Source organism: Microbacterium sp. HM-570, assembly GCF_054165885.1.
In genome coordinates, this window is sequence record NZ_CM135111.1 from 1630434 (window position 1) to 1643485 (window position 13052).

Below are 13052 nucleotides of genomic sequence, written 5' to 3' on the forward strand. Positions count from 1 at the left end.
CCAGAAAAGAGAGGTCCAACGTGGCACCTAAGAATCTGCAGGAAGTCATCGACGCGGCAGGAAGCCCCGTCGAACTCCTGCGTAACTCGCAGATCGGCTCGTACATCTACCCGGTCGTTCCGGCCGACTTCCAGAACTGGATCAAGGAGCAGAAGGCCTGGCGCGACACGGCCGTCCTCTACGACCAGTCGCACCACATGGACAACGTGTTCCTCAAGGGATCCGATGCCATCAAGTTGATCTCGGACACCGCGATCAACTCGGTCGCGAACTTCGCCGTCAACAAGGCCAAGCAGTACGTCCCGACCACGGCCTCGGGCCACGTCATCGGTGACGGCATCCTCTTCCGCGAGGCCGAGGACGAGTACGTCTACGTCGGCCGCGCGCCCGCGTCGAACTGGCTGATGTTCCACGCTGAGACGGGCGACTACCCGAACCTCGAGATCGAGGTCGACCGCCGCTCCCCCTCGCGCCCGTACGGCGACGCCGTCTCGCGCAAGTACTACCGTTTCCAGATCCAGGGCCCGAACGCCTGGGCCGTCATCGAGAAGCTCAACGGCGGACCGCTCGAGAAGCTCGGCTTCTTCAACATGTCGACGATGAAGATCGACGGCATGGACGTGCGTACCCTCCGCCACGGCATGGCCGGTGCGCCCGGTCTCGAGATCTGGGGCCCCTACGCCGAGCACCACCAGATCCGCGACGCCATCGTCGAGGCCGGCGCCGAGTTCGGCCTGGTGCCCGTCGGTTCGCGCGCTTACCCGTCGAACACGCTCGAGTCGGGCTGGATTCCCTCGCCCCTCCCCGCGATCTACACCGGCGCCGAAGAGCAGGCATACCGCGAATGGCTGCCGGCCGACAGCTACGAGGCCACCGGCACGCTCGCCGGCTCGTTCGTCTCCGACAACATCGAGGACTACTACCTCACGCCGTACGAGCTCGGCTACGGCTCGTTCGTGAAGTTCGACCACGACTTCATCGGCCGCGAGGCGCTCGAGAAGATGGACCAGTCCGCGCAGCGCAAGAAGGTCACGCTGGCGTGGGACGCCGACGACCTCGGCAAGGTCTGGACGTCGCTGCTGAACGTCGACGGCCCGAACTACAAGTTCTTCGATCTGCCGCTGGCCAACTACGGCTCGGCGAACTACGACTCGGTCGTGGACGCCGATGGCACGGTCGTCGGATACTCGATGTTCACCGGCTACTCCTCCAACGAGCGCCGCGGCCTCTCGCTCGCGACGATCGACCCGTCCGTGCCCGAGGGCACCGAGATCAAGGTCGTCTGGGGCGAGCCGAACGGCGGCACCAAGAAGGCCTCCGTCGAGCCGCACGAGCAGACCGAGGTTCGCGCCGTGGTCAGCCCGATCCCCTACTCCACCGTCGCCCGCGCGACGTACCAGGGCGGTTGGCGCACGGGCTACTCGAACTGAGTAGCTGATTGACTCGAGGGGGTCCGGGCATGAGCTCGGGCCCCCTCGCACCATTCCCGCTCCCCGGGATTGCTAACCTCGGGTGACCGTCGAAGAGGAGGATAGATGAGCCTGCGTTACGCACTGCTCGCCCTCCTGCGCGTGGGGCCGCAATCGGGTTACGACCTGCAGAAGCAGTTCTCGCTCTCGGTCGGCCATGTCTGGCATGCCCCCGACTCGCAGATCTACCCCGAACTGCGCAAGATGGAGTCCGAGGGACTCGTCGAGGGTGAGGATCAGCTGCGCGGCGAGCGCGGTACCCGCCGGCTCTACCATGTGACTCCCGCGGGCGATGCGGCGTTCGTTGCGTGGATGGTAGCGCCGCTCGACTACCAGCGCGTCCGGGACCCCGCACACCTGCGCGCCGCCTACCTCGAGGTCGCGGCACCCGACGATGCCCGCGCGTTCCTACGGGCACATATCGCGCAATGGGAGAGCGAGCTCGAGCAGTGGGAGGGGGAGCTCCGCCGCATCGACGCGCGCGACAACCCCATGCTGATGCGCCGCCTCGCGATCACCCCCGAGTCCGAGCGCGGGCGCGTTGTCGCATACAAGCGCTTTGCCTATGAGGGGCTGGTCGAGCGCGCCCGTGGCGAGATCGAGTGGGCCCGGCGGGGCCTCACCCTGGTCGACTCGCTCGAGGCCTAGGCATCCGCTCGCCCGCCTCGCCTCACCTCGTCGCCGAACACCGCGCCACGAAATACCCACGCCGCGCCACGACAGCGCGCAGAGCGGCATCTGAGGCATCCGTTCGCGTTTCTTTCACTCGCCGCAAATTGCGCGTGCGCGGCGATCACATCCACCACTCGCGACGACTGAACTCGTGCCGCTCACGTTCAACCGTCGCAGATGGTGGGTCTTTAGCGACAACGCCCACCATCTGCGTCGAGCGAATGTGATGCACGCGCGAAGACAGATCTCGCGGAGAAGGACGCACGGGGCCGAGCCATCAGCCCGGCGCGGCCCGGCGCGGCGCGGCGGGTCAGTACACGTATTCCATGAGGTCGACGCCCAGCGTGCGGAACGCGTCGTGCGCACGCAGGCGATGCGCGATCGAGAGGTCATCGAAGCAGACGATCAGCGCGTAGGCGACGCCCGCGCGGGGGCCGGCCAGCACACCCGCCTCGGCACGCACCCCGGCATCCCGTCCCGTCTTGTTCACGAAGAGCAGCCCGTGATCGTCCTCGTGCGCGAACGGATCGAGACCCGTGGCGGATGCGACCAGGCTGAGATCCTGGTTCAGGCTCAACCACTCCGACACCTGCGCGCTCACGGCCGCGTTGACGAGGCTGGTGTTGACCATGGCGGCGAAGAGCCCGGCCAGCTCGCGCGCCGAACCCAGTGCGAAATGCGGCGCGTGATCCGGACCCCGTCGATCACGCAGACGGTCGAGGAGCGCGACACGTTCCAGCCCGAGTGAATCGATCCGCGTGTGCACGCTATCCATGCCCACTCGGTCCAGCAGCAGGTTCACCGCGAGCGAGTCGCCCGTCGCGGCGGCCAGCACCGCGAGGTCGCAGAGCGGCAGGGCGGGCGCGCGCAGGTGCCGCCACACACCGGCCCCCTCGACCTGCTCGATGCGGGCGCGCTCGACGATCTCGAGCGGATCGAGCGATCCGTCATCGAAGCGGGCGGCGACCTCGATGAGGAGGGGCAGGATGCCGAGGCCACCGATCGGGCTCGTCAGGAAGTCGTCCCCGGCCAGCACGATCTTGTCGGTGTCGAGGTCCGCCACGTGCACCGACACCCGGGCGCCCGAGACAGCGAGCGCGTCGAGCGCCTTCAGCGATGACGCGAAGGAGCGGCGGCCGGCGGCGTCGCGGCGCTTCGTGCGATGCCCGCCGCGGCGCGACCCAGGGCGGGACGATGCGTCCCGGACGGGCTCAGGGGGCGTACCCACGAGGGGCGTCCTTCCGATGCGGGTTATGAGAAGGGTGTCACCAGATCGTGACACGTTCCGCCGGATCAAGCCAGAGCGCGTCGTCGGGGGTGACCTCGAAAGCATCGTAGAACGCATCGATGTTCCGGACGATCTGGTTGCAGCGGAACTCGTTGGGCGAGTGCGGGTCGATCGTCAGCAGACGGATGGTTTCGGCATCGCGACCCTTCTGCTGCCAGACCTGCGCCCATGACAGCAGCAGGCGTTGCGTTCCCGTGCAGCCCTCGATGACCGGCGACTCCTCGCCACCGAGCGACAGCTCGTACGCTTTCAGCGCGATGCCGAGGCCACCCAGGTCGCCGATGTTCTCGCCGATCGTCAGCGCACCGTTGACGTGATGATCCGGCAATCCCACGGGCGAAAGAGCGTCGTACTGGGCGATCAGGCTCGAGGTGCGCTCTTCGAAGGCAACGCGGTCGGCATCCGTCCACCAGTCGTGCAGGCGACCGTCTCCATCGAAACGGCTGCCCTGGTCGTCGAAGCCGTGCCCGATCTCGTGACCGATGACGGCGCCGATCCCCCCGTAGTTCGCGGCGGCGTCGCGGTCGGCGTCGAAGAACGGATACTGCAAGATCGCGGCGGGAAACACGATCTCGTTCATCAGCGGGTTGTAGTACGCGTTGACGGTCTGCGGAGTCATGTGCCATTCGTCACGGTCGATCGGGCCGCCGACCTTGGTGAGCTGGCGGTCGTGTTCGGCGACGTGAGCGCGGCGGATGTTGCCGACGAGGTCGGTGGCGTCGATCTCGAGCGCGTCGTAGTCGCGCCACACGTCGGGGTAGCCGATCTTGGGCGTGAACTTGTCGAGCTTGTCGAGAGCGCGCTCCCGCGTCTCGGGGCTCATCCATTCGAGGTCGGTGATGCTCTGGCGATAGGCCTCGATGAGGTTGGCGACGAGTTCATCCATCGCCTCTTTCGCCGTCGGCGGGAAGTGGCGCTCGACATAGACCTTGCCGATGGCCTCGCCGAGAGCGGCCTGCGTCAGGCTCACGCCGCGCTTCCAACGCTCGCGGTTCACGGGAACACCCGTCATCTGCGTCCCGAAGAAGGCGAAGTTCTCAGCGACGAAGTCGTCCGACAGGAACGCGGCGGCGGCGTGGATGACCTTGTATGCCAGCCAGGCACGCCAGTCCTCGAGCCGTTCTTCGGTGAGGAGCGGTCCGAGCCCCTCCACGAAGCTCGGCTGAGACACGACGACCTCGGCGAAGGCCTCCTCGTGACCCGGGGCGACGGCCGAGAGCCAGGGCGCGAGATCGACACCGGCGAGTGTCGCGAAGTCGTCCCACGACATCAGGTTGTAGGTCGCGACCGCGTCGCGACTCTTCACGTTGTCCCAGTGGTGCGTGGCGAGCTCGGTCTCGAGCGCGAAGATCCGGTCCGCGGCGGCGGGGGCATCCGCGACTCCAGCGAGCTCCAGCATCCGCTCGATGTGTGCGCGGTACGCGAGGCGCAGTTCTGCGAAGTTCGGCAGACGGTAGTAGCTCTCGTCGGGGAGCGTGATGCCGCCCTGCAAGAAGAACGGGACGTAGCGGTCCGGCGAGCCCGGGTCGGGCTCCACATACAGGCCGAGCAGTCCCCCGACGCCCTCGCGCTCGAGGTCGCCGACGACCGTCAGCAGGCCGGTGAGATCCTCGATCGCGCCGACGCGCTCGAGCTGCGGGGCGATCGGGCTCGCACCCAGCTCGGTGATCCGCTCGGTATCCATGAAGCTCGTGAACAGGTCACCGATCTTGCGGGTCTCGGTGCCCGGTTCGGCCAGCTGCGACTGCTCGATGATCTCGCGGACATGCTCTTCGGCCTGCTCGGCAAGGGCGTGGAACGATCCCCAGCGCGCCTTGTCGTCGGGGATCTCGGTTCTCTCCAGCCACGCGCCATTTACGTGGCGGAAAAGGTCATCCTGGGGGCGGATCTCGGGACTCAAATCATCGAGCGCGAGACCGGAGCGCAGAGCGTCGGCCATACGTTCCAGAATAGGGCGCGACGACACCCGTGGTATCCCCTTGACCGGGCGCGCCGAATAGGGGTAGCCCCTCCTAGGCTCGAGGAGTGACCGATCCCGAGCGCTTCGCCGAACGCGTGCCGAGCGCGGGGCCGACGAGCGCGGGGCTGAATAGAGACATTTTGCGCCTCGCGGTTCCGGCCCTCGGGGCGCTGGTCGCCGAACCGGCGTTCCTCATCGTCGACGCGGCCCTGGTCGGCCACCTGGGAGTGGACCCCTTGGCAGGACTCGGGATCGCGTCGGCCGTGCTGCAGACGATCGTCGGACTGATGATCTTCCTTGCCTACTCCACGACGCCCGCCGTGGCTCGACGATTCGGCGCGGGTGATCCGTCGCGCGCGGTCTCGGTCGGGATCGACGGGATGTGGCTGGCGCTGGGCGTCGGCGCCGTTCTGGCTCTCGGGGGATGGCTCGCCACCCCCGCGCTCGTCGGTGTCTTCGGCCCGACGCCCGAGGTAGCCGAGCAGGCGCGCATCTACCTGGGGCTGTCGATGGGCGGGCTGCCCGCCATGTTGATCGTGTTCGCCGCGACGGGGCTGCTGCGCGGGATGCAGGACACCGTCACGCCGCTCTGGATCGCCGGCCTCGGGTTCGCCGCGAACGCGGGACTCAACTTCCTGCTGATCTACGGTTTCGGCTGGGGGATCGCGGGCTCCGCGATCGGCACCGTGATCGCGCAGTGGGCAATGGTCGCGGCGTACGTCGTCGTGATCGGACGCCTCGCGTCTCGACACTCGGCCCGCCTGCGTCCCCAACGCGAGGGAATCGGCGGGTCGGCACGATCGGGCGGCTGGCTGTTCTTGCGCACGGTGAGTCTGCGGGTCGCCCTGCTCTCGACCGTTGTCGTCGCGACCGCAATGGGCCCGGAAGAGCTCGCCGGGTACCAGGTGGTGTTCACGATCTTCTCGGCCGCCGCGTTCGCCCTCGACGCACTCGCGATCGCCGCACAGGCCCTCGTCGGCAAAGGCCTGGGCGCGGGCGATGCCGCCGGCGTGCGCCGCGTGCTCGGCCGGACGGTGGCCTGGGGCGTGTGGTTCGGCGTGATCGTGGGCGCCGTGATCGCGGTGTTCTCGGGCGCGATCGGGCTCGTGTTCACGGGATCACCCGCCCTCGCCGCGCTCATCTTGCCGGCTCTGCTCGTCCTCGCCATCGCGCAGCCCGTCGCCGGCGTGGTGTTCGTGCTCGACGGCGTGCTGATCGGCGCGGGCGACGCCGCGTATCTGGCTCTCGCGGGCGTTGTGAACCTCGTCGTCTTCCTACCGGTGCTGGTCATCGTCTCGGTGACCGCGGTCACGGGCGCGGGCGGGCTCGCGTGGCTCGCGGCATCCTTTTTCGGCGTGTATCTGTGCGCGCGCTTGCTGACGCTCGGCTGGCGCGTGCGCGGCACGGCCTGGCAGCGCATCGGCGCCCACTAGGAGCACTGTCCAGTAGCGGTCAGGATGGGGCGTAGCGGCGGGCCCAGTCGTACATCACGACGGCGGCCGCGGCGCTGGCGTTGAGCGAGCGGGTCGAGCCGTACTGCGTGATCTCGACGACGGAGGATGCGGCGGCGAGCGCCTCGGGCGAGAGCCCGGGACCCTCCTGCCCGAAGATCAGGATGCAACGCTCGGGCAGGTCGGATCGATCGAGCGCGACGGATCCCTCGACGTTGTCGATCGCGACGATCGGCAGCTGCCGCTCCGCCGCCCAGGCCGCAAAGGCCGCCACATCCTCGTGGTGAATGACGTGCTGGTAGCGGTCGGTCACCATTGCGCCGCGGCGGTTCCAGCGACGGCGACCGATGATGTGCACGGCCTCGGCGAGGAACGCGTTGGCGGTGCGAACGATTGATCCGATGTTCATGTCGTGCTGCCAGTTCTCGATCGCGACATGGAACGGATGCCGGCGCTCATCCAGGTCCGCGATGATCGCGTCCATCGACCAGTAGCGGTACTGATCGACAACGTTTCGCCGATCACCCTCGGCGAGAAGAACCGGGTCGAAGCGCGGGTCGTCGGGCCAGGCATCCGGTCCGCCCGGCCACGGCCCGACGCCGACGGCCGCCTCCGCCTCGGGCCCGGTCTCGGTCGCGTCCGTCACCGGGCCAGCGTATCCGTGGTCGCATCTCCTCTTCCTCTGCGCGCTTCGCGGCCCCGCCGAGCCCGGCCCGATGCACGCGAATGCGCCCGGTAGCACCGAGACCGCCGGTTCTGCACCGCGGACAAGGGGTGGTCTCGACGCGAACGGGCGCACTCGGCGCCAGACGCTCTTTTCGGGCACCCGAAATATGGCTAGGGTTTCGGTGTGCCGAAAAATTCGACCGCGCAACAAGGCGCGACGCATGAGGTCGGCGGGGCCGTCAGCACGCCGAAGATCGCGTGGCTGATCGGTCCCGCCCTCGTCGCGGGCGTCGCCTACCTCGATCCCGGCAATGTCGCGAGCAACATGACCGCGGGCGCCCAGTACGGGTACCTGCTCGTCTGGGTCGTCGTGATCGGCAACGTCATGGCGTGGCTGGTCCAATATCTCTCGGCCAAGCTCGGCATCGTCACGGGCGAGAGCCTGCCCGAGGTGCTCGGTCGACGCCTGCGCAACCGATGGGCCCGCCGCGCCTACTGGCTCCAGGCCGAACTCGTGGCGATGGCCACCGATGTGGCCGAGGTGATCGGCGGCGCCGTAGCGCTCAACCTGCTCTTCGGAATCCCCCTGCTGTGGGGCGGCGTGATCACCGGCGTCGTCTCGATCGGCCTGCTGCTCGTGCAGTCCAAGCGCGGTGCCCGCCCGTTCGAGAACGCGGTCATCGCCCTGATGGTCATCATCGCGGTCGGCTTCACCGCGGGGGTCTTCGTCGGCCCTCCTGACCCCGCCGGGATCGTCGGGGGCTTGGTCCCGCGCTTCGAGGATGCGGGTTCGGTGCTACTTGCCGCATCCATCCTCGGCGCAACGATCATGCCCCACGCGATCTATGCCCACTCGGCGCTCTCTCGCGACCGGTTCGCCCCGCCCCGCTCCACGACAACCCACCCCACGACAGGGGGAGCCCTCGCTCCGGCCCCGACGCGTCACGCGGGCGATGAGCTCGCGACGCTTCGCGGGGTCAGCACGGAGCGCCTGCTGCGGGCGACGCGGTGGGATGTCTCGATCGCCATGATCATCGCGGGCACGGTGAATCTCTGCATCCTTCTGCTCGCGGCGGCGAATCTCGAGGGCGTACCCGGCACCGACAGCCTCGAGGGCGCCTACGCGGCGCTCCGCGACGGACTGGGACCGCTCGTCGCGACCCTGTTCGCGGTGGGACTACTCGCGTCGGGGCTCGCGTCCACGTCGGTCGGCGCATACGCGGGCGCCGAGATCATGAGCGGCCTGCTGCGGGTACGCGTGCCCCTGCTCGTCCGCCGCCTCGTCACGCTGATCCCCGCGCTCCTGATACTCGGCGCGGGGTTCGATCCGACCTTCGCGCTCGTGCTCAGCCAGGTCGTGCTCTCGTTCGGCATCCCGTTCGCCCTCATCCCACTGGTGGTGCTGACCGCCCAGCAGCGCACGCTCGGGGAGTACCGCAACCGGCCCCTCACGACGATCGGGGGCATCCTCGCGAGCGTCTTCCTGGTCACGCTCAACGCGGTACTGCTGTTCCTCGTGTTCACCGGCGCCTGACGTTACTGACCCACACAGCGCCGTGATCAAACATCGCCGTAATCCTCGGACGGTACCCTGAGGCAATGGCACCCCCGAGCGCCGTGGTCGACGACTACCTCAAGGCGATCTACCACCACACCGAGTGGCAAGATCGCCAGATCACCCCGTCGCAGCTCGCGGGCGAACTCGGTCTCGCACCCTCGAGCGTCACCGAGATGGTCCAGAAGCTCGCCGCGCAGGGGCTCGTCACCCACCGCCCCTACGGCCCGGTGACGCTCACGGATGAGGGCCGCCGCCGCGCCAGCGGAATCATCCGCAGGCACCGCCTGATCGAAACCTGGCTCGTACGCGAGTTCGGGTATGGCTGGGACGAAGTGCACGATGAAGCCGAGGTCCTCGAGCACACGATCAGCGACCGGCTGCTCGAGGGAATCGACGAGCGTCTCGGTCGCCCCCGCTTCGATCCGCACGGCGACGCCATTCCGGATGCCGAGGGTCGGGTCGAGCGCGTGAGGTTCGTCTTGCTCGCCCATGCCGCCCCGGGGCACGAGGGCCGCGTTCTGCGCGTGAGCGACCGGGACGCCCCGCTGTTGCGTCACCTCGAAGAGCGGGGTGTCGAGGTCGGGGCGAGCGTCCGGGTGATCTCACGCGAGATCCTCGAAGGAGACAGCGGGCCGATTGCGCTCCCCGAGGGTGCGGCCGCGGCCGTGTGGCTATCGGCCTGACCGACGGCGCCAGCGCCTCCGGCCGGAAGACCCCTGATCCGAGGGCCACTGCACCGCCGCGACTTCTTCGCAGAACGCCCACAGCCTCTCGCCACGCGCGGGATCTGCGGTCAGCGCAGCCGGACGCGCTATTCGCGGCATGCCCCTGAGTCCACCCTTCGGGCCCCAGAACGTGCCGCCCTCGGCATCCGGGTCGATGAGCGCACGCACCGGCGCCCACGCCCCGCGCTCTTTGGACTGCGTCACCGCTGCCTGCAGGTTGTCGAAGAAGCGCGCGCCACGCGTGGGCTCGTTGACTCCACGGATGCCGGTGGTGCGTCCACTCACCGAATATCCGGGATGGGCGACCAGGCTGCGCACCGCGAGGCCGTGGGCACGCAGCCGGCGATCGGCTTCGAAACCCAGCGCCTGCGCGATGACCTTCGACTGCACGTATGCCCGCCAGGGCGAGTAGTCCGTCTCCAGCTGGGGGTCGACCGGATCGTATGAGCCCATGGCCGTCGACAAGCTGCCGAGCCAGACCATTCGCGCGGGCAGCTCGGCGCGCTCTAGCACGGGCAACAGCGCCCCGGCGAGCGCGAAGTGGCCGAGCACGTTCGTCGCAAGGACGAGTTCGTCGCCATCCGCCGTCACCTCGCGCGTGCGGGGCGGGTGCACGATGCCGGCGTTCAGCAGCACCCCGTCGAGGCGATCGCGACCGCCGACGGATGCCGCGGCAGCACGCACCGAACCCAGGTTGCTGGTGTCGAGCAGCATCGTCTCGACCGAGGCATCCGGTATTCGCCGACCGATCGCGGCACGGGCCGCGGCGAGTCGATTCGGGTTTCGCCCCGACATGATCACGTGCGCCCCGGCGCGAGCCAGCTGCTCGCTCGCGAAATAGCCGAGACCCGCATTCGAGCCGGTCACGAGGAAGACGCGTCCGGCCTGAGGCGGGAGTGACGTCGGGTTCCACTGATCGCGTCGGGCGCTCATGTCTCGACAGTACGGCCAGACGCCGACGACGCGCCGCACCTCGGCGTCGAACCCGCTCTGGGACAGCGCGCAATCCGACCCATCCGGCCTAGGCTGGCGGCATGGCCGCAGACCGCTCCCTCACGCGCACGAGGGCCGACATCGAGTGTTGGTTGACCGACATGGACGGCGTGCTCGTGCACGATAACCGCCCGGTCCCGGGTGCGGCCGAGTTGCTCGAACAGTGGCGCCACCAGGGCACCCCGTTTCTCGTGCTGACGAACAATCCGATCTTCACGCCGCGCGACCTGAGCGCACGCCTCCGCGCCTCCGGCCTGGACGTGCCCGAGGACCGTATCTGGACCTCGGCCCTGGCGACGGCGGACTTCCTCGCCTCACAGCTGCCCGGCGGCACGGCGTTCGTGATCGGCGAGGCCGGGCTGACGACCGCGCTGCATGAGGCCGGCTACATCATCACCGAGTCCCAGCCCGACTACGTCGTCGTCGGCGAGACCCGCCAGTACTCGTTCGAGGCCATCACCCAGGCCATTCGCTTCATCAACGCGGGCGCGCGGTTCATCGTGACGAACCCGGATGCCACGGGCCCGACGCCCTCGGGTGTCGTTCCCGCAACCGGCTCCTTCGCGGCCCTCATCACGAGGGCCACGGGCAAGGAACCGTATGTCGTCGGCAAGCCCAATCCGATGATGTTCCGCTCGGCCATGAACAGAATCGGCGCACACTCCGAGAACACCGGGATGATCGGCGACCGGATGGACACCGACATCGTGGCCGGCATCGAGGCCGGCCTGCACACCGTGCTCGTCCTCACGGGCATCAGCGACGCCGCCGAGATCGAGCGCTACCCGTTCCGGCCCGACGAGGTGCTCGACTCGGTCGCCGACCTGGTCGCTGCGGAGCCCGCCGAGACCGAGCTGCCCGAGGTCATCTGACCCGCTCTCAGGCGCGGGCCACCGTTACGGATGTCTGACCCCCGCGGTATCGTCGCGGCATGGGTGTGTTGGACGACGGCGAGCGGGTGCGGGCAGCGGATGCCGCAACCTGGCGCGCGTGGCTCGCCGAGAACCACGCGGACTCCAAGGGCGCGTGGCTGGTGCGTGGCCGCAAGGGCTTCACCCACCTCCACATCCCGTACGAAGACGCGATCCGGCAGGCCCTGTGCTTTGGGTGGATCGACGGTCCGGTCCGCGTGTTCGACGACGAGACATCCGGGCTCTGGTTCGCCCCGCGGCGAGCGAACAGCGGGTGGGCGGGCACCAACAAGGCCCGCGTCGAGATCCTGGAGGCGGCGGGGCAGCTCGAGGCCGCCGGCATCCGCGCCATCGAGATCGCGAAGGCGAACGGCACGTGGACGATGCTCGATGGCCCCGAGGCGCTGATCGAGCCGCCCGAGTTCGCCGCGGCACTCGACGCCGTGCCCGAGGCGCGCGCGGCGTGGGACGGCTTCCCGCCGTCCGTCCGGACCTACGGCCTCACGCAGATCGCGAGCGCAAAGCGCCCCGAGACGCGAGCGGCGCGTATCGCCCGCATCGTGGCCGAGGCTGCGGCGGGGCGCCGACCCTAGGAACACTCATGTCAGATCGAGACCTGATCTTCGCCGTGTCGACGCTCATCGTCGGGGGCACGCTCGTGGCGTTCGTCGTCGCGTGGTGGCGTGGTCGTGGCCGCGACGACTGATCTCGGCTAGGCCGGGGGCGACCTCACGGTCGCTGAGTTTGTCGAGGCGACCAGCCCGGCCCCACAAGACGGCTTACTGCGGCTCGAGACCCAGGTCGGCCAGCCCGATCGCCGCGCGCCACTCGAGCCCGGCGGCCTCGACGGCCGCCTGAGCCCCGGTCGCCCGATCCACGATCACGGCGACCGCAACGACCTCGGCACCCTCGCGACGCAGCGCCTCGACGGCTTTCAGCGCCGACTGACCCGTGGTCGACGTGTCTTCGACAACGACGACACGCTTGCCCGCGACATCCGCGCCCTCGATCTGACGACCGCGACCGTGGTCCTTCGGTTCTTTGCGCACCACGAAAGCATCGAGCGGGCGACCCGCGTGCACCGACTCGTGCATGATCGAGTTCGCGATCGGGTCGGCGCCGAGGGTCAGGCCTCCCACCGATGCGACGTCGGGGATGTCGGCGATCAGATCGAGCATGATGCGGCCGATCGCGGGCGCGGCGCGGTGGTCGAGCGTGAGCTTGCGCATATCGACGTAGTAGTTCGCCTGCTTGCCGCTCGAGAGGGTGAAGTCCCCGTGGAACACGGCCTCGTCAGAGATGAGGGCAATGAGCCGCTGGCGGTCGGCTTCGATTTCGGGTGTCGACGCGGTCATGGGC

At 68.7% G+C, this 13052-nt stretch carries 12 protein-coding genes; 7 read left to right on the forward strand and 5 right to left on the reverse strand.

What is annotated here, in order from left to right; translation table 11 throughout:
* The first annotated feature begins 20 nt into the window (after nucleotides 1-20).
* Both ligM and ACT9TC_RS07735 read left to right on the forward strand, forming a co-directional pair.
* The gene (gene ligM, locus ACT9TC_RS07730; RefSeq protein ID WP_458042783.1) at nucleotides 21-1430 is read left to right on the forward strand and encodes a vanillate/3-O-methylgallate O-demethylase; all 1410 of its coding nucleotides are present in this window, start codon (nucleotides 21-23) and stop codon (nucleotides 1428-1430) included.
* Nucleotides 1431-1535: 105 nt separating this feature from the next.
* The gene (locus tag ACT9TC_RS07735; protein ID WP_458042784.1) at nucleotides 1536-2117 is read left to right on the forward strand and encodes a PadR family transcriptional regulator; all 582 of its coding nucleotides are present in this window, start codon (nucleotides 1536-1538) and stop codon (nucleotides 2115-2117) included.
* Between the two features lie 334 nt (nucleotides 2118-2451).
* Here the strand turns inward: ACT9TC_RS07735 and ACT9TC_RS07740 are convergent, their stop codons facing one another.
* Nucleotides 2452-3369: a serine hydrolase gene (locus ACT9TC_RS07740; protein WP_458042785.1), complete on the reverse strand. Its 918-nt coding sequence runs from the start codon at nucleotides 3367-3369 to the stop codon at nucleotides 2452-2454.
* A 37-nt stretch (nucleotides 3370-3406) separates the two neighbouring features.
* Complete coding sequence (locus ACT9TC_RS07745; protein WP_458042786.1) at nucleotides 3407-5368, reverse strand: M13 family metallopeptidase; 1962 nt, start codon at nucleotides 5366-5368, stop codon at nucleotides 3407-3409.
* Nucleotides 5369-5454: 86 nt separating this feature from the next.
* Between ACT9TC_RS07745 and ACT9TC_RS07750 the strand changes: the two genes are divergently transcribed.
* On the forward strand, nucleotides 5455-6822 hold the full coding sequence (locus tag ACT9TC_RS07750; protein WP_458042787.1) for an MATE family efflux transporter: 1368 nt from the start codon (nucleotides 5455-5457) through the stop codon (nucleotides 6820-6822).
* A 19-nt stretch (nucleotides 6823-6841) separates the two neighbouring features.
* On the opposite strand, the gene ACT9TC_RS07755 is transcribed toward ACT9TC_RS07750, so the two are convergent.
* Nucleotides 6842-7486, reverse strand: a complete 645-nt coding sequence (locus ACT9TC_RS07755; protein WP_458042788.1) for a TrmH family RNA methyltransferase — start codon at nucleotides 7484-7486, stop codon at nucleotides 6842-6844.
* 273 nt (nucleotides 7487-7759) lie between these two features.
* Between ACT9TC_RS07755 and ACT9TC_RS07760 the strand changes: the two genes are divergently transcribed.
* Nucleotides 7760-9040 carry an Nramp family divalent metal transporter gene (locus ACT9TC_RS07760; protein WP_458042894.1) on the forward strand — a complete coding sequence of 427 codons (1281 nt, stop codon included), beginning with the start codon at nucleotides 7760-7762 and terminating at the stop codon, nucleotides 9038-9040.
* 65 nt (nucleotides 9041-9105) lie between these two features.
* Nucleotides 9106-9747 (forward strand): metal-dependent transcriptional regulator, encoded by a 642-nt coding sequence (locus ACT9TC_RS07765; RefSeq protein WP_458042789.1) that lies wholly within the window; start codon nucleotides 9106-9108, stop codon nucleotides 9745-9747.
* Here the strand turns inward: ACT9TC_RS07765 and ACT9TC_RS07770 are convergent.
* Complete coding sequence (locus ACT9TC_RS07770; RefSeq protein WP_458042790.1) at nucleotides 9736-10722, reverse strand: SDR family NAD(P)-dependent oxidoreductase; 987 nt, start codon at nucleotides 10720-10722, stop codon at nucleotides 9736-9738. The genes ACT9TC_RS07765 and ACT9TC_RS07770 overlap by 12 nt on opposite strands.
* Nucleotides 10723-10823: 101 nt before the next feature.
* On the opposite strand from ACT9TC_RS07770, the gene ACT9TC_RS07775 reads away from it, so the two are divergent.
* Nucleotides 10824-11654: an HAD-IIA family hydrolase gene (locus tag ACT9TC_RS07775; protein ID WP_458042791.1), complete on the forward strand. Its 831-nt coding sequence runs from the start codon at nucleotides 10824-10826 to the stop codon at nucleotides 11652-11654.
* 59 nt (nucleotides 11655-11713) lie between these two features.
* Nucleotides 11714-12286, forward strand: a complete 573-nt coding sequence (locus tag ACT9TC_RS07780; RefSeq protein WP_458042792.1) for a YdeI/OmpD-associated family protein — start codon at nucleotides 11714-11716, stop codon at nucleotides 12284-12286.
* A gap of 186 nt (nucleotides 12287-12472) precedes the next feature.
* Here ACT9TC_RS07780 and pyrE read toward each other — a convergent pair whose 3' ends face one another.
* Nucleotides 12473-13048, reverse strand: coding sequence for an orotate phosphoribosyltransferase (gene pyrE / locus ACT9TC_RS07785; protein ID WP_458042793.1), 576 nt, complete (start codon nucleotides 13046-13048; stop codon nucleotides 12473-12475).
* Nucleotides 13049-13052: the final 4 nt, after the last annotated feature.

Bases quoted from the DNA above. Each gene is read 5' to 3' on its own strand.
- ACT9TC_RS07745 (WP_458042786.1), bottom strand. From the start codon at position 5,368: ATGGCCGACGCTCTGCGCTCCGGTCTCGCGCTCGATGATTTGAGTCCC.
- ACT9TC_RS07775 (WP_458042791.1), top strand. From the start codon at position 10,824: ATGGCCGCAGACCGCTCCCTCACGCGCACGAGGGCCGACATCGAGTGT.
- pyrE (WP_458042793.1), bottom strand. From the start codon at position 13,048: ATGACCGCGTCGACACCCGAAATCGAAGCCGACCGCCAGCGGCTCATT.
- ACT9TC_RS07780 (WP_458042792.1), top strand. From the start codon at position 11,714: ATGGGTGTGTTGGACGACGGCGAGCGGGTGCGGGCAGCGGATGCCGCA.
- ACT9TC_RS07770 (WP_458042790.1), bottom strand. From the start codon at position 10,722: ATGAGCGCCCGACGCGATCAGTGGAACCCGACGTCACTCCCGCCTCAG.
- ACT9TC_RS07735 (WP_458042784.1), top strand. From the start codon at position 1,536: ATGAGCCTGCGTTACGCACTGCTCGCCCTCCTGCGCGTGGGGCCGCAA.
- ACT9TC_RS07765 (WP_458042789.1), top strand. From the start codon at position 9,106: ATGGCACCCCCGAGCGCCGTGGTCGACGACTACCTCAAGGCGATCTAC.